23 protein-coding genes and 1 pseudogene are annotated in these 23,835 nt (G+C 61.7%); 13 read left to right on the top strand and 11 right to left on the bottom strand.

The features are described from left to right. On the top strand, nt 1–214 hold a 214-nt coding region (locus AC5E6N_RS14395), incomplete at its 5' end, for a hypothetical protein (protein ID WP_491748456.1). A 128-nt stretch (nt 215–342) separates the two neighbouring features. Continuing rightward, nucleotides 343–1,113, top strand: coding sequence for a hypothetical protein (locus AC5E6N_RS14390; protein ID WP_491748455.1), 771 nt, complete (start codon nt 343–345; stop codon nt 1,111–1,113). Between the two features lie 159 nt (nt 1,114–1,272). On the opposite strand, the gene AC5E6N_RS14385 is transcribed toward AC5E6N_RS14390, so the two are convergent. Both AC5E6N_RS14385 and AC5E6N_RS14380 read right to left on the bottom strand, forming a co-directional pair. Beyond that, entirely contained in the window at nt 1,273–1,800 is a 528-nt protein-coding gene (locus AC5E6N_RS14385; protein WP_491748454.1) for a sulfatase-like hydrolase/transferase, read from the bottom strand. Next, complete coding sequence (locus tag AC5E6N_RS14380) at nt 1,797–1,949, bottom strand: 4-hydroxythreonine-4-phosphate dehydrogenase PdxA (RefSeq protein WP_491748453.1); 153 nt, start codon at nt 1,947–1,949, stop codon at nt 1,797–1,799. Before AC5E6N_RS14380 ends, AC5E6N_RS14385 begins: the two co-directional genes overlap by 4 nt. A gap of 68 nt (nt 1,950–2,017) precedes the next feature. Here AC5E6N_RS14380 and AC5E6N_RS14375 point away from each other — a divergent pair, with 68 nt between their 5' ends. The 4 genes from AC5E6N_RS14375 to AC5E6N_RS14360 all read left to right on the top strand — a co-directional run bounded on the left by AC5E6N_RS14375 (nt 2,018) and on the right by AC5E6N_RS14360 (nt 5,490). Beyond that, nucleotides 2,018–2,611, top strand: coding sequence for an enolase-like domain-containing protein (locus AC5E6N_RS14375; RefSeq protein WP_491748452.1), 594 nt, complete (start codon nt 2,018–2,020; stop codon nt 2,609–2,611). Nucleotides 2,612–2,636: 25 nt separating this feature from the next. After that, nucleotides 2,637–3,347, top strand: a complete 711-nt coding sequence (locus AC5E6N_RS14370) for a GntR family transcriptional regulator (RefSeq protein WP_491748451.1) — start codon at nt 2,637–2,639, stop codon at nt 3,345–3,347. Beyond that, the gene (locus AC5E6N_RS14365) at nt 3,344–4,279 is read left to right on the top strand and encodes a formylglycine-generating enzyme family protein (protein WP_491748450.1); all 936 of its coding nucleotides are present in this window, start codon (nt 3,344–3,346) and stop codon (nt 4,277–4,279) included. Before AC5E6N_RS14370 ends, AC5E6N_RS14365 begins: the two co-directional genes overlap by 4 nt. 275 nt (nt 4,280–4,554) lie before the next feature. Next, nucleotides 4,555–5,490 carry a Bug family tripartite tricarboxylate transporter substrate binding protein gene (locus tag AC5E6N_RS14360; protein WP_491748449.1) on the top strand — a complete coding sequence of 312 codons (936 nt, stop codon included), beginning with the start codon at nt 4,555–4,557 and terminating at the stop codon, nt 5,488–5,490. 244 nt (nt 5,491–5,734) lie between these two features. Here the strand turns inward: AC5E6N_RS14360 and AC5E6N_RS14355 are convergent, their stop codons facing one another. Beyond that, nucleotides 5,735–6,727 carry a LysR family transcriptional regulator gene (locus AC5E6N_RS14355; protein WP_491748448.1) on the bottom strand — a complete coding sequence of 331 codons (993 nt, stop codon included), beginning with the start codon at nt 6,725–6,727 and terminating at the stop codon, nt 5,735–5,737. Nucleotides 6,728–6,782: 55 nt separating this feature from the next. Between AC5E6N_RS14355 and AC5E6N_RS14350 the strand changes: the two genes are divergently transcribed. From AC5E6N_RS14350 to AC5E6N_RS14320, 7 genes and pseudogenes are all read left to right on the top strand, one after another. Next, on the top strand, nt 6,783–8,294 hold the full coding sequence (locus AC5E6N_RS14350; RefSeq protein ID WP_491748447.1) for a sulfatase-like hydrolase/transferase: 1,512 nt from the start codon (nt 6,783–6,785) through the stop codon (nt 8,292–8,294). A 69-nt stretch (nt 8,295–8,363) separates the two neighbouring features. Further along, nucleotides 8,364–8,825 carry a tripartite tricarboxylate transporter TctB family protein gene (locus tag AC5E6N_RS14345; RefSeq protein ID WP_491748446.1) on the top strand — a complete coding sequence of 154 codons (462 nt, stop codon included), beginning with the start codon at nt 8,364–8,366 and terminating at the stop codon, nt 8,823–8,825. A gap of 3 nt (nt 8,826–8,828) precedes the next feature. Next, nucleotides 8,829–10,331, top strand: coding sequence for a tripartite tricarboxylate transporter permease (locus AC5E6N_RS14340; RefSeq protein ID WP_491748445.1), 1,503 nt, complete (start codon nt 8,829–8,831; stop codon nt 10,329–10,331). Between the two features lies 1 nt (nt 10,332). Next, nucleotides 10,333–11,235: an L-threonate dehydrogenase gene (gene ltnD / locus AC5E6N_RS14335; RefSeq protein ID WP_491748444.1), complete on the top strand. Its 903-nt coding sequence runs from the start codon at nt 10,333–10,335 to the stop codon at nt 11,233–11,235. Between the two features lie 24 nt (nt 11,236–11,259). Then, a pseudogene (otnK, locus tag AC5E6N_RS14330) lies at nt 11,260–12,524 on the top strand (3-oxo-tetronate kinase). After that, entirely contained in the window at nt 12,521–13,171 is a 651-nt protein-coding gene (otnC, locus tag AC5E6N_RS14325; protein WP_491748443.1) for a 3-oxo-tetronate 4-phosphate decarboxylase, read from the top strand. The pseudogene otnK and the gene otnC overlap by 4 nt, the downstream one beginning before the upstream one ends. Beyond that, nucleotides 13,168–13,926 (top strand): hydroxypyruvate isomerase family protein, encoded by a 759-nt coding sequence (locus tag AC5E6N_RS14320; RefSeq protein WP_491748442.1) that lies wholly within the window; start codon nt 13,168–13,170, stop codon nt 13,924–13,926. The genes otnC and AC5E6N_RS14320 overlap by 4 nt, the downstream gene beginning before the upstream one ends. 200 nt (nt 13,927–14,126) lie before the next feature. Here the strand turns inward: AC5E6N_RS14320 and AC5E6N_RS14315 are convergent, their stop codons facing one another. The 8 genes from AC5E6N_RS14315 to AC5E6N_RS14280 form a co-directional block, all read right to left on the bottom strand. After that, entirely contained in the window at nt 14,127–15,167 is a 1,041-nt protein-coding gene (locus tag AC5E6N_RS14315; protein ID WP_491748441.1) for an ABC transporter permease, read from the bottom strand. Between the two features lie 8 nt (nt 15,168–15,175). After that, the gene (locus AC5E6N_RS14310) at nt 15,176–16,753 is read right to left on the bottom strand and encodes a sugar ABC transporter ATP-binding protein (RefSeq protein WP_491748440.1); all 1,578 of its coding nucleotides are present in this window, start codon (nt 16,751–16,753) and stop codon (nt 15,176–15,178) included. Further along, on the bottom strand, nt 16,750–17,823 hold the full coding sequence (locus AC5E6N_RS14305; RefSeq protein ID WP_491748439.1) for a sugar ABC transporter substrate-binding protein: 1,074 nt from the start codon (nt 17,821–17,823) through the stop codon (nt 16,750–16,752). Before AC5E6N_RS14305 ends, AC5E6N_RS14310 begins: the two co-directional genes overlap by 4 nt. Nucleotides 17,824–17,854: 31 nt before the next feature. After that, a complete protein-coding gene (locus tag AC5E6N_RS14300) occupies nt 17,855–18,493 on the bottom strand; it encodes an isochorismatase family protein (RefSeq protein WP_491748438.1) in 639 nt (212 codons plus the stop codon). Further along, nucleotides 18,493–20,382: a hydantoinase B/oxoprolinase family protein gene (locus AC5E6N_RS14295; protein WP_491748437.1), complete on the bottom strand. Its 1,890-nt coding sequence runs from the start codon at nt 20,380–20,382 to the stop codon at nt 18,493–18,495. Before AC5E6N_RS14295 ends, AC5E6N_RS14300 begins: the two co-directional genes overlap by 1 nt. 11 nt (nt 20,383–20,393) lie before the next feature. After that, nucleotides 20,394–22,607, bottom strand: coding sequence for a hydantoinase/oxoprolinase family protein (locus AC5E6N_RS14290; protein ID WP_491748436.1), 2,214 nt, complete (start codon nt 22,605–22,607; stop codon nt 20,394–20,396). Between the two features lie 43 nt (nt 22,608–22,650). Continuing rightward, nucleotides 22,651–23,223: a hypothetical protein gene (locus AC5E6N_RS14285; RefSeq protein ID WP_491748435.1), complete on the bottom strand. Its 573-nt coding sequence runs from the start codon at nt 23,221–23,223 to the stop codon at nt 22,651–22,653. Nucleotides 23,224–23,374: 151 nt separating this feature from the next. Further along, on the bottom strand, nt 23,375–23,835 hold a 461-nt coding region (locus tag AC5E6N_RS14280; RefSeq protein ID WP_491748434.1), incomplete at its 5' end, for a CoA transferase.

Here is a 23,835-nt window from a genome sequence, read left to right as displayed (position 1 = left end):
CGCATGCACGGTTCTCAGGGGGGAGCGGCGCAGTGATGCGCTGCTCCTACCCGACGAGAAATCCGCACCAGCCCGGCAGGCACTGAAACTACCGGTGTTTTGCGCCGATGCATGGCTCACCCTTGCAGAACGGCCTTCTTTGTCCAGCAGCGAACGGCGGGAGATGATTGAACGTGCTGTGGCTGCGGGAGAAATCGCATTGGGAGACGGCTGACCAAAGGAAAATGAAGGACACTTCTGGGGTGTCCATGAAACCCGGCCATACATGCGCGCTCGTGGAGAACTTGGAGAAGTTCTCCGGGATGCCGGGGAAAAAGAGGCTGCGATCCAAACTTCAGGGAAATGCCTGTTCTGAATCCCGGCGACAACCAGGGAATCCGCTACATTCTGGCGGCAAAGCTCCTCGAAATGGGCAAGATGGACGAACTGAAATCGCTCATGGAGCAGTGCGCCGATGAGTATTCGCCGGAAATCCGATATACGCGCGCGTTGATCGCCTATTTTGAAGAGGCGGAAAACGTGGCATGTACCGAGGGTGGCCACCCCGAATCAACATATGGAAATACGGGAAAAGCTGTCGGCAGGCTTGTCACCGACCGAGGTCGCCCGCAAGTTGGGAATTTCCCGGGGCACGGTCTGCAAGGCAAAGAAAGACTTGAAGGATCCGGCATGAGTGGAAGCGTTCAGCCTCAGAAAAAACAACTGAAGAATCTTACGCCTGGGCTTTGTGCAAAACTGCAAGATCAGATGCGGACAGCCTGCCGGGAAATCGCGGAAAAGCACGGCTTGTGCTTCGCTGACGATGATCTCCACGATGTCAATCTTCGTGTCGGTCTTTCCTACACAGTCCGTCTCGGTCTTCCGATGGAAGACGGTTCGCTGTTTGAGCCTGACAGGGAGATGTTCGAAATCCTCGCACCTCAGTATGGATTGGACCCGGCTGACTTCGGCAAAGAGTTCGATGATCGCGGTGAACGGTTCCGCATCACTGGCCTCGAACCAAGACGGCCAAAATATCCGGTCAATGCCGAGCGCCTCTCGGACCGGCGAAAGTATAAATTCTCCTCCGACATCGTCGCAATGCATCTGGCCAAATCACGCGAAAGAAAATGATCCCTGTTTGTTCCGCAAGACGCCCAAATGTGCACGCTCGGGCCTCTTGGGCCCAGTAGGGTGTTCGCAGAGCATGCAGTGGTTCGTCCAACAAGACCGCGGCCCGTCAATCTCCGGTTGTCGACAGGAGGATGTAAGGTTTGTTCGACATCCTTTTCGTCAGGCCGTACCGGGGTCGTTTGTCCCGCGCACACAGGCCGTCGCCGCGTCGAAGACCGGCTGGTAATCCCAGCGATAGCCGTCATGGTTGCGCGTCCAGACATACTTCCAGCGGTCCTTTCTAATGGCGAGCCGAGGTTCGATGACGCCTGGACCATAATATTCCGCGATCGCTTCGTCTTTCACGCTGTCGCTGTCGCCGGTCATGAGCCCGAGGAAGTGGCACTTGCCGGAGACTGCGCAACGATACCCCTCCGAGCGCAGGAAGTGCATCATCGTCGGGAGTTCCGAGCGGAATTCCGCACCATTGCCCCAGACCTCGTGGGTAGACGGCAGGCGGCCGGTGAATTTCGACGCGCGCGAGGGACAGCAGATCGGCGAGTTGGAATAGGCGTTCTCGAAGACGACACCCTCTGCGGCCAGCGCATCAAGGTTAGGCGTCTTGGCCTGTCCGCCTTGGGCGTACATCGACAATACAAAAGCCGCCATCTGGTCGGCCTCGATGAGGAGGATGTTCGGCCGGGTCATATCGGCAGTCCGTTTGCGGTCGGTGCTGCGCGCTGCATCAGCGTCAGTGCGTTGTTCATGGGCGAGGCCTTGCCCTGGCCGGCGATGTCATAAGCGGTCCCGCGTGCGGGGGTCGTGATGGGGTAGGGCAGGCCGCCGAAATAGGTCACGCCCTCTTGACATCTAAATTAGTATACGGTTTTTGGTATGCCAATTCAAGTGCAAGTTGGAACCGTCCATGGCCAAGATCAAATCTGTCCGTGCCCGTGCCCGCGCCCGCGTCTGGAACTGGACCGGACCGACCGTCCCGCCGACCGGGAACTGTTGCACCAACGCCTCGGACGCGCTCTGGATGAAAGGCGACGCAACGGCATCCTTCCGGTTCCACCAATGGCTGACCTGCGAGGTGGAGACCGAGGACGGCACCGTCGGCATCGGCAACGCGGCCCTCGCCCCGACAGTGGTCAAGGCCGCCATCGACGACTGGCACGCGCCTCTGGTCATCGGCGAGGACCCGTTCGACTACGCCTATATCTGGGAAAAGATGTATCGTCGGACCCATGCCCGGGGCCGCAAGGGGATCGGCATGACCGCGATCTCGGCGATCGACATCGCGATCTGGGACCTGATGGGCAAGCTCGTCGGCAAACCGGTGTTCAAGCTTTTCGGCGGGCGCACGAAGGAAAAGATCCCGGTCCATTACTCGAAGCTCCATGCGGGGCCCATCGAGGCGATGCAGAAGGAAGCCGGACAGGCGAAACCCGCCAGCCACGCGGCGAAGAGGCAATCACGCTGCTGGCCGACCTTGAGGCCGGTGCCACGGGCACAATGACGAGCGCCATGAGATGATCCACGCGTTGTCACTGAAAGATATCCTCGACGAGGACATCGCCGCGGAACGCCCGCGCAGCCTGGCCGAGCAGTCCGCAGACAAGCTGCGTGAGCTGATCCTTCTCGAAAAGCTCCCCCCTGGCCTGGCACTCAATGAGCGCGATCTCTCGGAGCTTCTCGGCATCAGCCGAACGCCCGTGCGCGATGCGATCCGGCAGCTTGAGGCGGAGGGCCTGGTTGAATATAGCGACACCCGCCGACCCCGCGTGGCGGATCCGTCGATGGAGACGCTGTCGCATTGGCTGAAGATCCAGGGCGCGCTGGAGGGACTTGCCGGTGAGCAGGCCTGTACCGTGGCGACGGACCGGGAACTTGAGGAGATCGCTGGATTGCAGCGGCAGATGGTGGATCTGGCGGAAAGCGACGACCGGATGCGGCTCTTCGGCCTCGACATGGCGTTTCACCGGGCGATTGTCGCGGCGGCGCATAATCCGCCGCTTTTCGAGACCCACAGCCAGTACAATTCCCGCCTCTGGCGGGCGCGGTTCGTTTCGTCGCAGCGGCGGGCGAACCAGGACATCCAGCGGCGCAAGCATCAGGGGATCGTGGATGCGCTTCTCGCGCGGGACGGCGCGGCGGCCGAAGCAGCGCTCGTCGCGCATCTCAGGAACGCCATCGGCAACATCAAGGCGGCGCGCATCGAACGGGAGGCGGAAGATGCCGCAGGATCCTCATGACTAAGGGTACGGCGAAGACATCCTGCTGCACGCCTGCGCGGACGGCAAAGGCCCTTGCGGTGCAGCGCATCGATGCGCGGGAGGCTGACCCTCCCGAGCGCGTGGAAATCCCCGGAGGCAAGAGCTTCCTCGGGACCAACCACCCCGAACTGCCGGTCGATGGCGAAGGTCCCCGGCGCGAGACCATGGTCAAGACTTTCGCAATGGACATGACCGCCATCACCAACGCCCGCTTCCGCCGCTTCGTGGCGGACACAGGATTCGTCACCGAGGCGGAACGGCTCGGCAACTCGTTCGTCTTCGAACATTTTCTGCCCGGGGATGCACCGCCCGGCCGGGCCGTGGCGGCCGCACCCTGGTGGCGGGAGATCGAAGGCGCGTGCTGGTCGGCGCCCATCGGCCCCGGCTCCGAGGGAGCCGCTCAGCCCGATCACCCCGTGGCCCATGTCACTTGGAATGACGCCCAGGCCTTCGCGGTCTGGGCCGGCGGGCGCCTGCCCACCGAGGCTGAGTGGGAGCATGCCGCGCGGGGCGGGCTCGGCGACGTACGGTTTCCCTGGGGGGACCGGGAGCCGAACGACGTGGATTTCTTTCCCTGCAACATTTGGCAGGGGCGGTTCCCCCACAGGAATCTCGGGCTCGACGGCCATCTTGGCACGGCCCCGGCGCAGTCCTTCGAACCGAACGGCTATGGGCTTTACAACATGGTCGGGAATGCCTGGGAATATACATCGCAACCCTTCCGCGTGAAGTCCCTGAAAAAGAGTGTGCGGCAGGCCCATGCGGGCAAGGCGGGCTACAGGCTTTCGAAAGGGGGATCGTTTCTCTGCCATGCGAGCTACTGCTACCGCTATCGGATCGCCGCCCGCACCGGAACCTCTCCCGACAGCTCGACCTCACACCAGAGCATCCGGCTCGTCTACGACATCTGAGCTGCGGGGGTGCGTTCAATGACATTCCAAGGCGTTATATATTTAGAACGAGTTATCATTTCTGGAATTTTTCACTGACCCTTAAAATACGGGGCGACCGGGAGGAGGAGCGGCTTCGGTCTGGTGCCATGGACCCGAGCGACATATTCGCCCGGAACGGTGGCGTCTGTGCCGATGAAGATCGTTCTCCCGCATCGGAATAACTGCAAATCCGGAGGACGCATTGGCCGACCTTCGGGCAACCGGGGCCCAAGCGCTCCATATGGGAGGATATCATGATCCTGAAGACGACCCTTCTTGCCGCGGCGATGACCGTCGTCGGGACTGCCGCTGTAGCAGACTATCCAGAAAGGCCGATCGAGGTGATTATCGCCTACGGGCCCGGCTCCAATTCCGACACTTCAGGCCGGCTCTTCATCAACGCCATGCGCAAGGCGATGGATGGGGCCGATATCGTTCCGATCAATGTCGCAGGCGCCGGTGGCACCGTGGGCACAGCCCAGACCGCGAGCGCGGCCAACGACGGCTACACCCTTGGCTACAACCCTATCGCGACGGTGACGATCCAGCCGCACCTCCGCCCGCTGCCCTACGGCCAGAACAGCTTCGAGCCGATCTGCATGATGGCTGAGAATCCGACCGCGGTTCAGGTGGCACCCGACAGCCCGCTGAACTCGATCGACGATCTGAAGGCGGCGGCCGAGGCCGGCAATCTGGTTTCGGTGGGTCCGGCGCCCGGTTCGGTCCCGCACATCACCCAGGCGGCGCTTGCGAATTCCCTGGGCGTGACGTTCACCTATTTGCCCGCCGGCGGGGGGGGCAAGGCAGCCAAGGCACTCTTCAGCGGCGAGGCGCAGGTTGCCACGGATAACTCGGCGCTCGCCCAAGTGCAGGGTCTGAAGACACTTGCCGTCGCGGCCGAAGAGCGCCTTGCCGATCTGCCGGACGTGCCGACGCTGAAGGAGCTTGGCATCGATGTCTCGATCACCATCTGGTTCGGCCTCTTCGCCCCGGACGGGACGCCCGACGACATCCTCGATACGCTCGCTACGGCCTGCGCCGAGGCGGTCAAGGACGAGGAGTTCATCGCCAGGATGAGCGTGTCGAACTACTTTGTGAAGCACATGGACCGCCCTGAGTTCACCGCGTTCTACAACGGCCAGTTCGAGGACAACGCCTCGATGCTCAAGGCGATCGGTCTCGCAAAATAGGGCCATTCGCTTGAGGGCTGAACCTTCATGGGACGCGGTCGGCCAGACCGCGTCCTTTTCGTTCAAGGGGCCCGGGAGGTGCGCATGACGGAGAGGGTTCTGGCCCACGGGCGCTTTCTCTATCGTGCCGAGCGTCGGGGCAGCACGCTGGCCTGGTGGCCACCCGACCCTGAGGGCCGAACCGGGAGTCGGTCGATCATGACCTGTCCCGGCATCCCCGCGGCTTCGACATCACGGCATGCGGTCAGTTCATGGTGCTTGCAGCCCAGGGCGCGGACCAGCGTTCAAACACCGACTTGATGCAATCCAGCAGGCTCTCGGCCAACGGGTCCATGTCCTGCGTGCCGTTGAACAGCACCCCATAGGTCAGGCTCACGGGCGGAGACCACGGGCGCGTGACAATGGCCGTGCCGGGGAAGGCCGTCGGGCTGAAGGGGTCGCAGATCGCGACGCCCAGACCGGCGGCGGCCATGCGGCAGCAGGTGATCGCGGAGGAGGCTTCGAGGCCGACTTCGAGATCTGCGTCAGCGCTTCGAAGATCGGCGTCGATGCGGGTGCGCAAGGGTTGGCGGCTGGGCAGGATGACGCGCTCGCCCGCAAGCTGCGCAGGCGTGATGGTGGTCTCCGACACCAGCGGGTGACCGGCCCGCATGACCGCCACCGCGCAGGTGTCGGTGAGTGACAGCGAGGTCAGCGCCGGGTGGTTCGACGGCAGAAGCGCCAGGGCGAGGTCGATCTGACGCGCTGCCACCCAATCCTCGATCTCAAGCCTGTGGCGGGGTTCGAGCGAGATATGGGTATCGCCCTGATCGCCAAGAAAGGTCTCGACAGCGGTCATCAGCGGTGCGCTGTTGATCAGGGGAGGCGTCGCGGCCACCCTGAGACGCCGCATGGTATTGGCCGAGATACTGCTGGCGATGGTGCCGATCTCGTCGAGCCCCGTGATCGTCGCCTCTATCGCGCGATAGAACTCCACCCCCTGGGGCGTTGGTACCGTCGCGCGGCCGCTCCTGCGGTGGAAGAGCTTTAGACCCAGAGCATGTTCCAGAGCGCTCAACTGCTTGCTGATGGCCGGCTGAGTGAGGTTCAGCCGCTCCGCCGCCGGCGTCACGCCGCCCGTGACCATCACCGCGTGAAACGCCCTGAGCTGGCGTAGTCCGAGCCGGTTTGACACCGCTTCTCCCCTTGCAACATTCCAAAATGGAATGTTCGTACAAAGAACTATCATTTGCTTCATCTATTGCCAAAGGCTATCGCCTTTCAACACCCGATTGCTTTGGGAGGACGGATCCTTGGTTGAAAACAGGCCAAACGTACTTTTGATCGTGAGCGACCACTGGGCTGCCGAGCATCTCGGCTTGGCGGGCAATCCGTCGATCATCACGCCAGGCCTCAACGAGCTTTCGGCCTGTGGCGTGCGCTACACCAACGCCTATTCCGAATGTCCGGTCTGTATTCCGGCCCGCCGGACGCTGATGACCGGGATGAGTCCCAAATCGCATGGTGACCGGGTCTTCGATGATCAGCTTCACATGCCCGACGTCACCACCATGGCCCAGGCCTTCCGTGACGCGGGCTATCAGGCCGATGCGGTGGGCAAGCTCCACGTCCACCCTCAAAGGGACCGGATCGGGTTCGACAGTGTGCTGCTTGACGATGAGGGTCGACCGCAATGGGGGACGCTCGACGATTACGACATCTATCTTGGCGACCAGGGCCTTCCGGGCCGGCAGTTCGACCACGGGATGTCCAACAACCAGTACAACTGGCGGCCCTGGCACCTGGACGAGCAGCACCACGCGACGGCCTGGGCCGGCAGGATGATGGCCCGCACCGTCAAACGCCGCGACCCGAACAGGCCCGCATTCTGGTATCTTGGCTTCCGCCACCCGCACCCGCCGCTCGTGCCGCCCCAGGCCTTCATCGACCTCTACCGCGACGTGGAAATCGACCAGCCCTACGTGGCCGACTGGGCGCAGGACCCAGGCAAACGGCCCTTTGCGATCTCGGCGCTGCTCAGCCGGACGAACCTCTACACCGAGGCGCAGATGATCGCGGCGAAACGAGCCTTCTACGCGCTCTGCAGCCAGATCGACTTTCAGATTCGCTACCTGATCGGAACCCTGCGGCTCGAGGGGCTCCTCGACGACACGATTATCATGTTCGCCTCGGACCACGGCGACATGCTTGGCAATCATGACATGGCGGCGAAGCGGGTCTTCTACGAAAGCTCCGCCAACATTCCGATAATCCTGTCGGCGAACAAGGGGAACCCCAAGGCGCGGGAAGGCTTGGTGGACGAGCGGCTCGTGACCCTCGCCGATATCATGCCCACGCTGCTTGATCTTTGCGACATTCCCGCGCCGGACACGGTGGACGGGATTTCCATGGTGGGCGAGGCGCGCCACGCCCATATCTATGGCGAATGCGGCGAGGACGATCATTCAAGCCGGATGGTCCGCGATGAGCGCTACAAGCTGATATACTATCCCGTCGGAAACCACTTCCAGCTTTTCGATATGGTCGAGGACCCCAACGAGATGACTGATCTCGCCCCCAAGCCGGCCCACGGCCAGACGCTCATGCGGCTTCATGATCTTCTGGTGTCGGAGATGTACGGCGTCGATCTCGACTGGATCGAGGACGGCAAACTCGTGGGCAAGCCCGACCGCGATTATCGCTGGGCACCACACCGGAGTTTGAATTCTCAGCGGGGCGATGGCTGGCCGCCGTCCCCCAAGGTCGAAATTCCACAGATCGAATGGACGAAGGAACGCCAGTCAGGCTGGCCGAAGAACAGATAGCGATCCGGGGCGCCGGGTTTCCGGCCGCGACGACGACAGCCGCGACCGCGGCGAGAAAGGGCCTGCGCCATGAAACGCGCAATCAACACGGACACTCTTCTGGGCGGTGCAGGCGTCATCGTCGCTGCCTTCCTTTTGGTGTCGAGCTACCGGCAGAGCGAAAGCGTGTTCGTTCTGCCCGGCGACGCACCGCCCTTCATCGTCCCGCAGCTCTTCCTCTATCTGATGATCGGTTTTTCGGCAGCGATCTTCCTGACCGGGCTGCGCTCCGGCGGTGTCCAGATCGGTGAGAAGAACTGGTTCAACATCGCGTTGACAGTCTCGGTCATTGTCGCCGCGGCAGCGTTTTTGAAGCCGCTCGGCTATCTCGCCGTCGCGCCCGTTGCCGTTGTTCTGGTGGTCTTCCTCCTTGGCTACCGGAACCACCTCGTCAACCTGATCGTCGGTGTCGGCTTCGGGGCGCTCCTTTACGTGATGCTTGTCAATCTCGCGAAAATGCCGCTGCCGACGGTGCCGGGGCTGGGTTTTTGAGCCATGGGACTTGACGCTTTCCTCTCATCGCTTTCACTTCTGGCCGATCCCTTTGCGCTTCTGATCATGCTGCTCGCGAGCATCGCAGGCATGATCGTCGGCGCGCTGCCGGGGCTTGGCACGGTCACGGCGCTGGCCATGATCTTGCCTTTCACCTTCGTACTCGAAGCCCCCCAGGCCATCGGCCTGCTCCTGGCGATCTATGTTTCCTCGGTCTATGGAGGATCGATCCCTGCGATCCTGATCAATGTTCCCGGCACGCCGCAATCGGCTGCCACGACCTTCGACGGCTATCCGATGGCGCAGAAGGGCCATGCCGCCGAGGCGCTCGGCTGGGTCACCGTGGCGTCCACCATTGGCGGTATTTTCTCGATGCTCGTTCTCGTCGTCGCTGCTCCTCAACTCGCGGCCCTGGCTGTCGAGTTCGGGTCGATCGAGACCTTCGCGCTGATCGTGTTTTCGCTGACGACCATCGCCTGGGTGTCCGCCGGCAATCCGCTGAAAGGCCTTCTGGCGGGGATCATCGGCGTGGTCCTTTCCACCGTCGGCGTCGACGAACTGAGCGGTGCTTACCGTTTCACCTTCGGCAACTTTGCGCTTTCTGCGGGCTTCCACGTTGTTCCGATCCTGATTGGCCTTTTTGCTCTTTCCGAGGTATTCATCACCGCGGGACAGGGTGTCGCCAAGGTCGGCAAGCCGATCGTCTCGACCGGGTTCAAGGTCGCCGGTTTCGCTAGATGGTGGGCAATGAAGAAGACGATCCTCAGAAGCTCGTTTCTCGGCACCTTCCTCGGGGTTCTTCCGGGCGTCGGAGCCACCGCCGCCTCACTGATCGGCTATGCGCAAGCGAAGAACGACTCCCCGAATTCGGAGAACTTCGGCAAAGGCGAACCTGAGGGCATCGTCGCCTCGGAAGCCGCCAACAACGCCGTCACCGGCGGCGCGTTGGTGCCCACGCTCTCGCTCGGAATCCCCGGGGACGCGGCGACCGCCGTCATGCTGGGCGCGCTCGTCATCCACGGGATCACCCCGGGCTTCCAGCTCTTCAACCGCAACCCCGAACTTGTCAGCTTCATCTTCGTCGCCCTCCTGGTGGCCAACATCATGATGCTGATCGTCAGCGCGGGCATGGCGCAGGTGTTCAGCCGGGTCCTGAAGCTGCCGCATGCGCTGATCATGGGGGCCGTCGTGGCCCTGTCGCTCGCCGGCTCCTACGTCATTCGCTTCTCCGTGCTCGATGTCTGGGCCGCGGTGGTCGCCGGCATCATGGGTCTCTTTCTGCGTTACGCCAAAGTGCCTCTGGCTCCGATCGTGATCGGCTTCATCCTCGGCACGCCTTTGGAAGAGAACCTCCGCAAAGGCCTGATCGTCACGCAGATGCAGCCTGTGAAGTTTCTCGAAAGCCCCATTGCGGTCGGCTTCTTCGCGGTCACGCTCCTCGTCGTGTTCTGGCCGCTTATCAAGAAACTGCTGCCTGTCGGACAGGGCCCGGACAAAGGACGCTGATATGAGCGAAGCAAAGAAGATCGCCGTCATCGGGCTCGGTTCCATGGGCTACGGGATGGCCTCGTCGATCCTGCGCGCGGGGCATGAGGCCCATGGCTTCGACATCAATTCAGACGCCGTCGCCCGGTTCCGCGCCGAAGGTGGCGCGGCGGGGGAACTGGCGGCCATCGCCAACGATCTCGACGGGGTCGCCGCCGTCGTCCTGAACGCCCAGCAGACCGAGGCCGTTCTCTTCGCAGAAGATGGTGTCGTTCCCATGCTGCGCGACGGTGCGGTGGTGATGGCCTGCGCCACGGTCCCGCCCGACTTTGCGAAGGATATGGAAGCGCGATGCGCCGCGCACGGTATTCACTATCTCGACGCGCCGATTTCCGGAGGCGCGGTGAAGGCGGCCGAAGGGGCGCTGTCGATCATGGCCTCGGGCACGGCGCAGGCCTTTGACGCTGCCCGGCCGATGCTCGACGCCACCGCAAACACTGTTTTCGAATTGGGAGACGCGGCCGGGGCGGGCTCGGCCATGAAAGCCGTCAATCAGTTGCTCGCGGGCGTTCATATTGCAACCATGGCCGAAGCGCTGACCTTCGGGATGATCCAGGGGGTGAGCCCGGATAAGTTCGTCGAGGTGATCTCCAAATGCGCCGGCACCAGTTGGATGCTGGAGAACCGCGCGCCTCATATCGTCGATGGCGACTACACGCCCCGGAGCTCGATCGACATCTGGCCAAAGGACCTCGGCATCGTCCTCGACATCGCCAAGTCCGCGATGTTCAACGCGCCGATCACGGCGGCCGCGCTTCAGCAGTATCTGGCCGCGGCAGAGCAGGGGCTCGGCCGGGAAGATGATGCCGCGGTGGTGAAGGTCTATGCTCGGGCCGCGGGTCTGAAGCTTCCGGGAGAGGCCTGAAACGCGCGCCACTGGAGAAACCACATGACGACACTCCTCGGCTGTATCGCCGACGATTTCACCGGGGCCACGGATCTCGCGGGCCTTCTGGCACGGAGCGGCGTCCGGGTCTCGCTTCGGATCGGGATCCCGTCCGAGCCCCCGGCGGATACGGCGCCCTTCGAGGTGATCGCACTGAAGAGCCGGACCGCCCCCGTGGCCGAGGCGGTGGCTGAATGCCGGGCCGCGCTCGCCTGGTTTAAGGAGGCCGGTGCCCGACGGTTCTTCTGGAAATACTGTTCCACCTTCGATTCGACCGCCAAGGGCAATATCGGCCCGTGGTCGAGGCGCTGATGGCGGATATCGGCACGGACCAGACGATCTATTGTCCGGCGTTCCCCGAGAACGGCCGGTCGATCTTCATGGGCAATCTCTTCGTCGGCCGTCAGTTGCTCGCCGAAAGCCCGATGAGGGATCACCCGCTGACGCCGATGCGCGATTCCAACCTGACGCGACTTCTCGAACCCCAGGTGAGCCGCCCCGTGGGCCTCGCCGACCGGCTGACTGTGGCGAATGGCGCGCAGGCGCTCAGGGCCGAACTTGGCCGGTTGGGGCGCGAAGGCATCGCCCATGTGGTGGTCGATGCCGTGGCCAATGGTGATCTGGAGATCATCGCCGAGGCCTGCCGCGACATGCCGCTCATGACCGGCGGCAGCGCCGTCGCCATGCCGCTTCCGGGCCTCTATCTGCGGGACGGCGCGCTTTCGGCCGACGCGGCCGGTGCCGTGAAGCCTGAGCTGGCCGAGGGGGCCGTCGTGCTCTCGGGCAGTTGCTCGGCCATGACCCGCACCCAGGTCGCGCGCTACCTGGAAGCCGCCCCTGGCTACCGGCTTAATCCGCTGACCGTCGCCGCCGAAGGGCCGCAGGCGGCGCTCGACTGGCTGGAGCGCCAACCGCTTGATGCCGCGCCGATCCTCTATGCCACCGCCGAACCCTGCGAGGTTCAGGCGGCACAGGAGAAGTTGGGTGTGGTCCAGGCGGGCGAAATCGTCGAGGCGGCCCTTGCGAAACTCGCGCTTGCCGCGCGCGACCGGGGCGCTCGCCGCTTCGTCGTGGCCGGCGGCGAGACCTCCGGCGCCGTGACCAAGGCCCTGGGCGTCACTCGGCTCGATATCGGCCAGGAGATCGCGCCGGGCGTTCCTTGGACCTTCTACGAAAGCGCCGGTCGCCCGATCGCCCTGACGCTCAAATCGGGAAATTTCGGGGCGGAAGACTTCTTTGCCGACGCGCTCCGGAAACTGGAGCCATGAGCGAGGAGGCGAATCTTCGCGAGCTGATCTGCATGCTGGCGAAATCCATGTTCGACCGGGGACTCACGGGCGGCTCTACCGGCAATATCTCGGCCCGCACCGCCGATGGCGGCCTTCTCGTCTCGCCCACGGGAACGTCCTTCGGTCGCCTCGACCCTGGCAGCCTTAGCCGCTTCGACGCCTCAGGTGCGCTCATCGACGGCGACAAGCCGACGAAGGAGATGCCGCTCCACACTGCCTTCTACGACACCCGCAGCAAGACGGGCGCGGTCGTCCACCTGCATTCCTGTCACTCGGTGGCGTTCTCCATGATGCCTGACGCTGATTGGGACAATTTCCTGCCCCCGCTCACCCCTTACGGCATCATGAAGCTCGGCAAGGTCAAACTCCTTCCCCTCTTCCTCCCCGGCGATCCGGCCATGGGTGAGGCGGTTCGGGGCCTTGCCGGCAGGCGCTCGGCGGTCATGCTTGCGAACCATGGCCCGGTGGTGGCCGGAAAGGATGTCGAGGCCGCCTGCAACGCGATCGAGGAACTCGAGGACACGGCACGTCTCGCGCTGCTTACCCGCGGGATGAACCCGCGCATGTTGACCGCGACCGAGGTCTCTGACCTGGTCACCAAGTTCGATGTGGAGTGGGACCCATGAAGTTCTCAGCCAATCTCGGCTTCCTCTGGGCTGACCGCCCGCTGCCGGATGCCATTCGCGCCGCGAAATCCGCTGGCTTTGACGCCGTCGAGTGCCACTGGCCCTACGAAATCCCGGCCGCGGAGGTGCGCGCCGCGCTTGACGAAACCGGCCTTCCGATGCTCGGGATCAACACGGTCCGGGGCAATGTCGCGGGGGGCGAGAACGGCCTCTCGGCGCTGCCGGGGCGAGAAGTCGAGGCGCATGCCGCCATCGATCGGGCGGTGGACTATGCCACCAGGGTCGGCGCGGGCAAGATCCACGTGATGTCCGGATTTGCGAATGGCGGCGATGCGCACCGGACATTTGTCACCAATCTTGCCTACGCCTGCGAACGGGCCGCGCCCTTGGGCATCGGGATTCTGATCGAGCCGCTCAATCCCTACGACGCGCCTGGCTATTTCCTTGGCTCCACCGACCAGGCGCGCGCCATCATCGAAGAGGTCGGCTCGGCGAACCTCCGCCTCATGTTCGACTGCTATCACGTGCAAATGATCGAGGGGAACGTGTCGCACCGGCTGAAGAACCTCCTGCCGGTGATCGGGCATATCCAGTTCGCCAGCGTGCCGGACCGCGGCGCCCCGGATCATGGAGAGCTTTCCTATCCCCATATTTTCAGCCTGATCGAGGAGCTTGGCTGGGAGATGCCGCTAGGCGCCGAATACAAGCCGCCGGGCGGCGATACGGATGCCACGCTTGCCTGGTTGAAAGGTTAAGAGGGGACGCCTTGCCATCTATCAAGACAATCACAGATCGCTCTAAGGCGAAGTCCTGCCGTTTGACTTTTTCAGAGTATTGGATTTTGCAAGAAACCGGCTTTTCATGCGTGGATTTCTTGCGATTTGGAATGCGCTCGGATTCCCTTTTTCAATATGATCGCCCGATGCTCCAGGAGCCGAAATCGTCATGTTTTCCATCAGTCCATCGGCTTTCGACCCCTGATGAGTTGCGAGATGGCAACAGCCAAAACCAATCCGCCACCATAGAACAGATTTGTCACAAAGCTGCTCACCCCCAGGAAATTCAATCCCATAATTCCAGTGGATAGGAAATAGACAGCTACGAACGCCCCAATTGCGTTGAACCGACCGGGATAGATCGCTGTGGAGCCGAGGAAGGCAGCCGCGAAGGCTGGCAGCAAAAAGGCCAAGGCCGAGGACGGGTCAGCAGCACCCCGCATACCTGTGTAAAGCACGCCTGCAAACGCGGCCAGCACGGAGGAGGCGATCAGCGCGCCGGTGCGCATCCTGTCAACATTGACGCCGGAAAGCCGCGCAACCTCGCGCCCGCGACCAACGAACAAGAGGCGTCTTCCAAGGCTCGTGTATTGAAACAGATACCAGATTGCACCGGTCAGGATCAGCGCATAGTAAAAACCCACCGGGATACCAAGAAACCGGGTGAGGATTACCACTTTGACAAGCCCCATGGACACCCCCGCAATTGTGCCACTGTCGGACACCCACAGGATCAGTCCGGCGACGAAATAGCCCGTGCCCAGGGTCACAATGAGAGAGAATACCCTGAAATAGACGATAAAGAACGCATTGATCGCTCCGACAGCCGCCCCGGCCAGCAAGGCTACGATGATTGACACGAAAATCGGTTGACCAAACTGCACGTTCAAGACCGCAATCAGCATGGAACTCAGCCCCATGGTGGCGGCGACGGAAAGGTCAAAATCCCCTGTGGTCAGCGGGATGATCAAAGCCAGCGTCAGCACCACGACCATCGCGTTTGACCCCAGCATTGTGGCATAGGAGTTCCAGACAAACATTTGTGCCGGCTTGAACGCGCCCAAGATCAGGATCACCGCAACCCAGGCCACCAGCAGGCCGTATTTCTCGAACCAGCTTTTCCAACTGAACTCAGGCTGCGCGGCGCGCGCCTCGTTCATGGCTTCAAGCTCTAGAATGCGCGCCTCAAGCGCCGCGACCCGGTCTTCGTAATTGTCCATTGTTTTCCTCAGGCCATTGCCGCCGTTGAGTGATAGCACCGCTCGGCAATTGTTTCTTTCGTCAGGTCGGTGCCGGTCAGTTCATCCGCGATCTGGCCACGGGCAAAAATCAGAACGCGATGGCAGATTTGTGCCAGTTGGTCATAGTCGGTCGAGCCGATCAAAACCGACGTTCCGTTCGCTGCCGCCGCATCCAGCGCATCCCACAGGGTTTGACGGGCACCCACGTCAACGCCCTGGGTCGGCTCATCCAACAGCAGCAGGCGGGGTTTGATCTGGAGCCACTTGGCCATCAACGCCTTTTGTGCATTGCCGCCTGAGAGGGCGGACAAGGGAAGTTCCGGCACATTGGGCTTAACCTCGGCTTGCGCACCGAGGGTTCGGGCATGCCGGTTGATGACCTGATCGGTGAGCCAGGCACCCACCCCAAGGGTCTCATAGACCGGCATTGCGACATTCTCGCCCACCGGCAGCGACCCCACACCAGCTGCTCCCAAACGATCCGCCGGAAGATATGCAAGCCCCCAGGCCAACGCCTCCTCTGGTGTCAACGTCGCGATGGATTTCCCCGTGCCGTCTAATTCCAGACGCCCGGTCGCCTCTTCTCGCGCGCCGTAGATCATGGCAGGCACATCGTCACAGCCCGAGCCGATCAAGCCTGTCAGCCCAAGGATTTCACCTTGCGTCATGTCAAAACTGAGTGGGCCAATGCCCGGCCCCGCGAGATCCGTGACGCCCACGCGGGTGGCCGGGCTGTGCAACTGCTTGGCCCCGCCCGCATAGGTTTGCAGGCTGCGGCCAACGATCCGCTCTACAAAGCCGTCATGGCTTGTGCTGGCTGTATCAACCGTGTCAATCAACACGCCGTCGCGCAGGATGGTGGCCCGGTCGGTGATCTCGCGCACCTCGTCAACATCATGGCTGACAAAGATCACGCTTGCGCCCAGATCGGTGCATTGGCGAACCAGGCGGAATAATTGCTCTACGCCGGATCCAGGCAAGAAAGGGGTGGGTTCGTCAAGCACCAGCACGCCGGGGCGGTCGCCATGGGCGGCACTGGCCTGGCGCAGTTCTTCATAGGCACGCACGATGGCCAGCAGAGCCTGCTGCACCGGGGTGAGCTGCGCCACCAAGGCGCGTGGGTCAAAGGCGAGCCCGAATTTCTGAAAGATCCTGGACGCTTCATCGTGCAACCGCGCCCAGTTGAGCGACCAGCTTTCCTCGGTCGCCAGCTGGTTGAGAAACAGGTTTTCTGTGACGGACAAGGTTGGGATCAGGCCCAGATTCTGATGCACAAAGGCAAGGCCCTTCTCGCGGGCCCGCGCGCCCGAGACCGGCAAAGGTAGCTTATCGCCATAAAGCCGTATTTCGGCCCCCGGCTCAGGGTCGTGAAACCCGGCCAAGACCTTGATCAGTGTCGACTTGCCCGAACCGTTCGATCCCAGCAGCCCATGGACCTCGCTCCGCGCGACCTGTAAGCCGACATCATCCAGCGCCACAGCGCCGTCGAAATGTTTCGACAGATGGCTGATCTCAAGAGCGCTCCCCCCGGAGGGGGAGCCGCCAATATTCAACGTTTGTGTCACTCAAGACCCCAAAGCTCTTTAAAGCCTGCGATATGCACATCGCCATAGCCGTCATTGAACGTCGCCGGGTTGCCCGCATTCGCCACGTTTTCATCGGTGAAGATATAGGCAGGCGTGTTCAGCGTGCCGACAGGATCCATGCCGCAGAGCAGGCGCATGTTCGCATCGGTGCCCGCCATGCCGACCCAGCCCAGGCTTTCACCCACATTCATCTCAACGATGTCACCGTCGCGCATCATGTCGAGCACGAAGGGCGTACCATTGTAGCTGACGATCTTGGCCGAGGACCCTGCAATCTGGATTGCGGGCACGATGAACTGGCTCATGGAATCGTAGACCGGCAGCACGTAGTTGATGGACGGGTCCGCCAGCAGTGCCGTTTGCACCACGCCCTGACCTTTTGTTGCCCAGTCTGTCACGGGTACGTTGATATAGCTTGTCTGGCAATCGGGGCAGTTGTCTTTCAGATAGCCGAGGATGGCATCGCGCAGCGGTGCGGTGGGGGTGATTTCATCCGGGCCAAGCACCAGCGCATTCACCTTGCCTTCGGTCTGGACAATGGTCCAGGCGGCGATGATCTCTCCGATGGTTACATAGTCCGTGTTGGCGGCCCCATCCATGAATTCCGGCGTAGGCTGCGTGGTGGCATCCCAGTTGTGGGTCGCGGTGACTTTGACGCCCGCGCCTTGGGCTTCGGTGATCTGTGGCACCAGGAATTCCGGTGGCAAGCCGCCCTGAAGGTCAATCAGGTCAAAACCCTCGGCGACGGCGGTGTTGATGCCTTGAATCCAGCCCGCCGGGTCCATCTGGGTTTCCCAGTCGCGCAACTCAAAACCCACCATTTCAGCCGCGTCGATAAAACCCTGGCTGATCGCGGCGTTGAAAGGGTTGGCGTTGGTCAGCGGCACGACAAACATCTTTTTGCCGGCCATGCAGGCCTTTGCGTCAAAGGCGGGCCCGGGCGCTTCAAAGGTCGGCAGTTGGCTGTATTTCTCCACCAGCGCCTTTGCCGCGTCCATATCGGCCATAGCCGGAGTGGCAAGAGCCAAAGCGGCCGCAGCGGTTGTCAAAAGGTGTTTCATGGATAGTCCTCCCGTTGGATTAAGTCGTAAGCTGTTGAAAATACTCCGTCGCCTGCGGCGTGGTCAGCAGATCCGCGTATTTGGCACTCATGTCATACAGATTGGCGCGGTGGGGCTCCTCCGCCCGGTCGCCAACCGCATCTTCGACGACTAAAGTCACAAAGCCGTGGCTGATGCTGTCTATGCAGGTGGCCCTGACACAGCCCGAAGTGGTGACCCCGGTCAGCACAAGCGTGTCGATCTTCATGAAGTGCAATGTGGATGCCAGTGAGGTGCCAAAGAAGCCACTTGGGTATTGCTTGGTGATGACGATATCGTCGTCCATGACCTGCAAAGGGGGTGCGAGCTTTTGCGTCTCGGTCCCTGCGTCAAAGCAGGAAAGAGCAGGCACCTTGGCGTAAAACGCCCCGCCATCGCCGCCGCCGGGCTGGTATTTTACCTCGGTGAAGATCACCGGAACGCCAGCCGCCCGTGCCGCATCTGCCAGAATGGCCGCGTTATCGAGCGCCGTCTGGCAACCCTCGCCACCGTATAGTTGCGCTTCAGGATCAAAATAGGCATTGGCAAAGTCGATCAAGACCAGCGCCGGGCGCGCGCCCCAAGATTGGCGGGCATGGTAGCCCGCCTTTTCGTAGTTTTTATCCAGATTGTCCGACATCACTCAGCCGCGCGTGCAAGCTGGTTGCTGAAGACCGGTGCAAGCGGTGCTTCGAACCCGGTTTCTTTCAGGCAGCGGGCCTTGAGCTCATCAATCGAGGTAAAGCCACGGTTGAAGAGTTCCGCCGAGACCTTGCCCTCCATCGACTTGCGCAGCCTGGTCGTGGCCGCCTTGTCCACCTTGCCCGCTTTGATGACGACGCCATAGCGCTTTGCTCCTTCAACGGTGACAAGCCCCCGGTTCACATCCGTCAGCACCAGCTCGGGGTCGCGCTCCAGCGGATTGCCCCAGCCACCGCCGCCCCATGTGTTGAAGTAGAGCATATCGCCCGGCTCCACCGCGATGCGGTCGCATTTGGAGGGAATGTTCTCCTCGCTCCCATCGGCGCGTATGAGCCGCTTGGTCGAACGCATCCCCGGCTCACCGCCATTGACACCCCACGGATAGGTGAGCCAGCGATCATCATGGATCGACACCTCACCCTTTTCGAGCGTCTCATAGGCGATGGTGATGCCGTTGCCGCCGCGATGCAGGCCCGCGCCGCCGCTGTCGGGGATCGTTGCGTATTCCCGGATGCGCAGCGGGAAATAGGCCTCAAGGAACTCATTGGGCACGTTGGTAAAGGCGGGCCACATCGAATGCCCATCCGGCCCATCGCCCGCTGGCCGCCCCGGCACACCGCCAAAGCCGATCTGGAAGAGCTGATACCATTCACCGTCCGCTCCAAAGCCCGAATACATGAAATGCGGGCTGTCCGAGAAGCCAGCGGCATTGAGCGCGTCGGGCGCGCCCTGGCCCAAAAGGCCCCCCATCAGGTCAAATATCCGACCCAGCATATGGGTCCGGCAGGACAGCGCGGCGGGTTTTTTGGGCTTGAGGATACAGCCTTCGGGGATATGCACATCCACAAGGTCGTAGAACCCGTCGTTAAAAAGGATCTGCGGGTCAAAGAGGTTGATCGTAAAGGCCCCGAAGAACATCTTGAACATCTCTTCATTGAGCAGGAAGTTGATCGAGCTGAACGATTGCGGGTCAGAACCGGTGAAATCGAAATAGGCGATCTCCCCCTCGCGGTGCAGGTGACAGGCGATCTTGTACGGGCCATTGCCCATCCCATCATCGTCAATCCAATCCTCGAAATAGGCTTTCTTGCCATCCACCGCCTCGGGAATAATCATTTGAATGATCGCGGACATGGCCGCCTTGTTGCGGTCCAGCATGTCCCACATGGCGCTGATATAGGTGTCTGCACCAAAGCGGTCGATATTCTCACGCACCCGCCGTTCAGCGAGGCGCAAAGCGGCGATGATCGCGAAGAAGTCGGATTTGTTCCACTCCGGCATCCGCGTGTTGGCGAGCATGATGTTGAGGATTTCGGTCTGTAAATCCCCGCCGCGATAGATCTTGGTCGGCGGAACGATCACACCTTCCTCATAGATCATTTTGGCATCGGTCGGCAGCGAGCCGGGCACCTTGCCGCCCACATCTGTCATATGACCGAACATGGCGGCCCAAGACACCAGCTTGCCATTGTGGTAAATCGGCATCATCAGCAGCCAGTCATTCAGGTGGCTGACCGCACCGTTACAGGAATAGGGATCGTTGGTGATAAAGATATCGCCATCCTCAATTGTCCCGTCATAGCCGTTAATAAAGCCATAGAGGAACGAGCCGAACTGTCCCACGACCATCTTGCCCTCTTGGTTGGCAATCATGGGGAAAGCATCGTGCTGTTCGCGGATGCCGGGGCTCATGGCGGTGCGGAACAAAACCGCATCCATCTCATTGCGGGCATTGCGAAGGGCGTTCTCAACGATGTCGAGCGTGATCGGGTCTACGTCCACACGAAAGAAAGGTTTGGTATCGGTTTCGATGATTTGAGCAACCATTTTTGTTCTCCTTAGCGTGCGTTCGGGTGATCTGCTGGCCAGATCAGGATGTTGCCCACGTCATCAATGACGCCAACATGATCGGGCAGGATGACGGAAGTGGAGTCCATCTCTGTCACCACCGCTGGCCCCGGCACATGGTTGCCCGGTTGCAGCCTGGCGCGGTCATAAATGTAGCCTTCGCGCCATGCGCCATCTGCGTACAGGCGCGTGGACTGGACCTTGGCGGCGGAGACATCCTTGCCGCCTCCGCGCGCATCGGGGTTTATGAAGTTCTTTTCCGCGCCCTGAACTACGGCGCGCAGACCGACCAGCTCGTGTTCCGCATCCAGCGCGAAGGTAAAGAGCTGCTCGTGCTCGTCATCAAAGCGGTGGGTGATGCCAGCAAGGCCCTCGCGGTCAAAGTCCGCAGGAGTGACGTCAATCGTCAGCTTCATGCCCTGGCCTTTGTAGCGAATGTCTATCTGGAAGAAGACCTCTTGTTCGCTTGCCGCTACACCTTCGGCCGTCAGATCACGGCCCGCGCTTTGTGCCAGATCATCGAGCATCCCGCGAATTTCGCGATCCGATGTGGCCGCGATAGACGTCACGAAGGTCTGGCTCGCCTCGTTGCGCAGACGGGTCGTCGCATCGCCATAGGCGCAGAGAACGCCGGGGCCGGGCGGCACAATCGCAGGCCATGAATTGATCAGCCGCGACAGCGCGTTGGCATGAAGCGGGCCAGCGCCACCAAAGCCGATCAGAGCGAAATCGCGCGGGTCGTAGCCTTGCTCGACCGAGACAAGCCGCAAAGCGCCGCACATATTCTCGTTCACAATAGAGATAATGCCTTCAGCCGCGTCTTCTACCGACTTGCCCAAAGCGTCGGCGATCTTCCTGACCGCGGCCTCTGCCTTTGCGCGGCTGATATCCATGTCGCCGCCTAGCTTGGCATCTGAGGGCAGATAGCCGAGCACGACATTGGCGTCGGTCACGGTGGGTTCCTCGCCACCCTTTTGATAGGCCGCAGGTCCTGGATCGGCGCCGGCAGATTGCGGGCCAACGCGCAAGGCCTTTGTCAGGTCCGGCACATAGGCGACGGAGCCACCACCCGCACCAACCGTCCGCACGTCAACCGAAGGGGCACGTATGGTCACATCGCCCACTCGGGTTTCGCGGCGGGTGCGGGCCACGCCGTCCTGAATCAGTGCCACGTCGGTGGAGGTGCCGCCCATGTCAAAGGTCAGCAGGTTGGCGAAATTCGCCCGCTTGGCGATCCAAAGCGCGCCAGACACACCGCCCACAGGGCCGGACATCAGCAGGTTCACGGGCTGGTCCATCGCCCCTTGGGCAGAGCTGAGCCCACCGTCAGAGCGCAGGATCTGCAAGAGCACATCATCGCCCATCCGCTTGCGCAATTCGCTTTGCAGATTGTCCACATATTTCGCCACCACGGGGCGCACATAGGAGTTCACCACCGTCGTCTCCGTGCGCTCATATTCGTACATCTCAGGCATAACCGCCGCCGAGGTGCTCACCGGGATATGCGGCGCAATCTCTTTCGCAATCTCCGCAATCCGCTTTTCGTGGGCATCATTGGTGTAGCTGTTAAAGAGAGCAATCGTCAGTGCCTCGATCCCCGATCCCAGAAGCGTTTTCAGATCTTTGCGGATCTGCTCCTCGTTCAAAGGCACTAGCACATTGCCCTGCGCATCCATGCGCTCATCCGCTTCAATCGTCAGCTCCAGCGGCGCAAGCGGGGCGGTCTTGTTCCAGATCACCCAACCACCAAGACCACCGGGCACGAAAGAGCGCGCGATTTGCAGCGTGTCTTTGTAGCCCTTGGTTGTCACAAGGCCCACCAAAGCGCCCGAGTTCGTCAGCACGGTGTTCGTGGCAACCGTCGTCCCATGCAGCACTTCGGTAATGTCAGTGGGGGAAATCCCCGCCTGCCGGCAAATCTTGTCGATCCCGTTGAGCACACCGATCGAGCTATCCGCAGGGGTCGAGGGCACCTTGGCCGTATACGTCCGGCCCTGCTTTTCATCGAGCAAGAGCAGATCGGTGAACGTGCCGCCCACATCAACGCCCAACCGCAACCCCGCGCGGCGCGGGCCGGGGCGCAGTGAGGTGCGCGCCAAGGAAGACGCCGCGGACCCGCTGCCTGATTCAATCTTGCGCAAGCGCTCTTCAAAGGCCTCAAGCCGCGCCTCGTATTGGCGAATTAGTTCATCGGTACCTGACATCTTTGTGCTGAACCTCCCTGTCAAATTTCTGTATTGCCGCCGGTTATTGACCCCTGAGCCAGTGCCAGAAGGACCGCTTTCGGGGCGGTGCGGTGTTTGCCAAGGCAACCGCGCGCTCCGACATCGCCAGCGCCTTGTCCAAGGCTTGGCCTTGCGCCTTGATCTCTTGTTCCTGCACAGCGAGCTTGCCTTCCAGCCGCTCACCCGCCTGCAAGGCGCGGTCCAACAATTGGTCCATCCGCCCGGAATGCGCCAGCGCGCTTTCAAGCCGATCTCCGGTTGTCTCCAGATGCTGCAAGGCACGCTCTGGGATGTCTGTCAGACGATCATCGCCTTGCACGGCAGGCTCTCGCTCAAGATGCGCCATGGCCCGCGCCAGAAGTTCGGAAAGCCGTGCCTTCTCAGCCGCATCGCGCTCCATTCGGTCCGCCGCGTCGTCCAAGGCCGCTGCCTGCCGTTCTGCAAGGCCTTTCAAAGCATCTGTTTCCGCGTCCCGGGACAGCAACGCCTCATGGAGTTCCTCGACCTCATCAAACAGCAAGTCCATCAAAGCCGACTGAGACACTGACTTCTTCGACGTCTCGATCTGCTCTGCCGTGATGCCGGTCAGATCCACACGCAGCCGTTTTTCATTGTCCCATCTCGCGGGAAGCATGCCTTTCGCTGCCGCCTCCCGGATCTTCAGCCGCGACACGCCCAGCGTCTCGGCCGCTTCCGCGACCGAGAGGAATTGCAAGCCAGGCTGTGTCACTTGGGTCGTCATGCCGTCAGATGATCCCAGCGCTTTTCAACTTTGCCTGCGCCTCATCATCCATGTTCAACAATTCCCCGAACACATAGGCATTGTCCGCCCCGAGTTCCGGCCCAACATGGCGGACCGACCCCGGTGTATCGGACAGGCGCGGCGCCACATTCTGCATCTTCATCGTGCCGAAATCGGGATGCTCCACATCGACAATCGCATCGCGTGCCTTGAAATGGGGATCCTCGAGCATGTCTTCGGCCCTGTAGATCAAGCCGCATGGCACGCCGGCCTCGTCCATCTTGCCCTGAAGCTCTGCCAATGGGATCGTTTTGGTCCAGTCGTTAATCAGACCGTCGAGTTCCACCTGACAATCGCCCCGCGCGGCGTGCGTCGCGTAGCGCGGGTCTTCGGCTAGCTCCGGGTGCCCCATCGCGGCGGAGAGTCGTTTGAACACCGTGTCCTGATTGGCTGCAATCAGCAGCA

The sequence above is a fragment of the Hoeflea sp. genome, from assembly GCF_984452065.1.
The sequence above is the reverse complement of the archived record's forward strand: the minus strand, read 5'-3'. Positions and strand labels throughout refer to the sequence as shown.

Excerpts from the sequence above, each read along its gene's own strand:
- AC5E6N_RS14315 (WP_491748441.1), bottom strand. The coding sequence starts at position 15,167 with ATGGACAATTACGAAGACCGGGTCGCGGCGCTTGAGGCGCGCATTCTA.
- AC5E6N_RS14345 (WP_491748446.1), top strand. The coding sequence starts at position 8,364 with ATGAAACGCGCAATCAACACGGACACTCTTCTGGGCGGTGCAGGCGTC.
- AC5E6N_RS14295 (WP_491748437.1), bottom strand. The coding sequence starts at position 20,382 with ATGGTTGCTCAAATCATCGAAACCGATACCAAACCTTTCTTTCGTGTG.
- ltnD (WP_491748444.1), top strand. The coding sequence starts at position 10,333 with ATGAGCGAAGCAAAGAAGATCGCCGTCATCGGGCTCGGTTCCATGGGC.
- AC5E6N_RS14355 (WP_491748448.1), bottom strand. The coding sequence starts at position 6,727 with ATGAAGCAAATGATAGTTCTTTGTACGAACATTCCATTTTGGAATGTT.
- AC5E6N_RS14320 (WP_491748442.1), top strand. The coding sequence starts at position 13,168 with ATGAAGTTCTCAGCCAATCTCGGCTTCCTCTGGGCTGACCGCCCGCTG.
- AC5E6N_RS14360 (WP_491748449.1), top strand. The coding sequence starts at position 4,555 with ATGATCCTGAAGACGACCCTTCTTGCCGCGGCGATGACCGTCGTCGGG.
- AC5E6N_RS14365 (WP_491748450.1), top strand. The coding sequence starts at position 3,344 with ATGACTAAGGGTACGGCGAAGACATCCTGCTGCACGCCTGCGCGGACG.
- AC5E6N_RS14385 (WP_491748454.1), bottom strand. The coding sequence starts at position 1,800 with ATGACCCGGCCGAACATCCTCCTCATCGAGGCCGACCAGATGGCGGCT.
- AC5E6N_RS14375 (WP_491748452.1), top strand. The coding sequence starts at position 2,018 with ATGGCCAAGATCAAATCTGTCCGTGCCCGTGCCCGCGCCCGCGTCTGG.
- AC5E6N_RS14290 (WP_491748436.1), bottom strand. The coding sequence starts at position 22,607 with ATGTCAGGTACCGATGAACTAATTCGCCAATACGAGGCGCGGCTTGAG.
- AC5E6N_RS14300 (WP_491748438.1), bottom strand. The coding sequence starts at position 18,493 with ATGTCGGACAATCTGGATAAAAACTACGAAAAGGCGGGCTACCATGCC.
- AC5E6N_RS14340 (WP_491748445.1), top strand. The coding sequence starts at position 8,829 with ATGGGACTTGACGCTTTCCTCTCATCGCTTTCACTTCTGGCCGATCCC.
- otnC (WP_491748443.1), top strand. The coding sequence starts at position 12,521 with ATGAGCGAGGAGGCGAATCTTCGCGAGCTGATCTGCATGCTGGCGAAA.
- AC5E6N_RS14390 (WP_491748455.1), top strand. The coding sequence starts at position 343 with ATGCCTGTTCTGAATCCCGGCGACAACCAGGGAATCCGCTACATTCTG.